The 1,252-nt window shown below is 74.8% G+C and carries 1 protein-coding gene; it reads right to left on the minus strand.

Translation table 11 applies throughout. The features are described from left to right. The coding region (locus ACFW3F_RS25525; RefSeq protein ID WP_388062504.1) for a molybdopterin oxidoreductase family protein at nucleotides 1-1,236 on the minus strand (1,236 nt) is incomplete at its 3' end. Nucleotides 1,237-1,252 lie beyond the last annotated feature (16 nt).

The following is a 1,252-nucleotide window of genomic DNA, read 5'->3' on the forward strand; positions in this document are numbered from 1 at the left end:
CGTCTCCTCCGCCCACTGCGTCACCGGCAGGACCACGTCGGCGAGCGCGGCCGTCTCCGACAGGACCACGTCGCACACGGCCAGGAAGTCCAGCGAGCGGATCCGCTCCTCGACGTGCGCGGCGCGCGGCGCCGACACCACCGGGTTGGAGCCCATCAGCAGCAGCGAGCGGATGTCCGTGCCCAGCGCGTCGAGCAGCTCGTAGGCGCTGCGCCCCGGCCCGGGAAGGGAGTCGGGGTCCACGCCCCACACCCCGGCCACGTGCGCCCGCGCCGCCGGGTCGGTGAGCTTGCGGTAGCCGGGCAACTGGTCGGCCTTCTGGCCGTGTTCCCGTCCGCCCTGCCCGTTGCCCTGCCCGGTCAGACACCCGTACCCGGACAGCGGCCGGCCCGCCCGCCCCGTCGCCAGGCACAGGTTGATCCACGCGCCCACCGTGTCCGTGCCCTTGGACTGCTGCTCGGGCCCGCGCGCGGTCAGCACCATCGCCGCCTCCGGCTCGCAGAACAGCCGTACCGCTTCCCGCAGTTCGGGCACCGACACACCGGTGATCCGCTCCACGTACTCCGGCCAGTGCGCCATCGCCGCCGCCCGGGTCTCCTCCCAGCCGGTGGTGCGCTCCCGGACGTACGCCTCGTCGGTGCGGCCCTCGGCGACCACCAGGTGCAGCAGGCCCAGCGCCAGCGCGAGGTCGGTGCCGGGGCGCGGGGCGAGATGCAGGTCGGCGTGGTCGGCGGTCTTCGTGCGGCGCGGGTCGACGACGATCAGCGTGCCGCCGTTCTCCCGCAGCTCGGTGAAGTAGCGCAGCGACGGCGGCATGGTCTCCGCCGGATTCGACCCGACGAGGATCACACAGCCGGTCCGCGGGATGTCCTCCAGCGGGAACGGCAGCCCCCGGTCCAGACCGAACGCCGTGTTGCCGGCCGCGGCCGCCGACGACATGCAGAACCGCCCGATGTAGTCGATCTGCGAGGTGCCCAGCACCACCCGCGCGAACTTCCCCAGGGAGTAAGCCTTCTCGTTGGTCAGCCCGCCCCCGCCGAACACCCCCACCGCGTCCGCGCCGGACTCCGCACGCGTCCGCCCGAGCTCCCCGGCGACCCGCTCCAGCGCCTCCTCCCACGAGGCCGGCACCAGCGCGCCCCCCGCGGACCGCACCAGCGGCGAGGTCAGCCGCACGCCCGGGGAGAGCACGGCGGCCGCCGTACGCCCCTTCCCGCACAGCGCGCCCCGGTTCACCGGGAAGTCCGCCCGC

Source organism: Gordonia sp. NPDC058843 (assembly GCF_042743165.1).
Lineage (GTDB): Bacteria > Actinomycetota > Actinomycetes > Mycobacteriales > Mycobacteriaceae > Gordonia.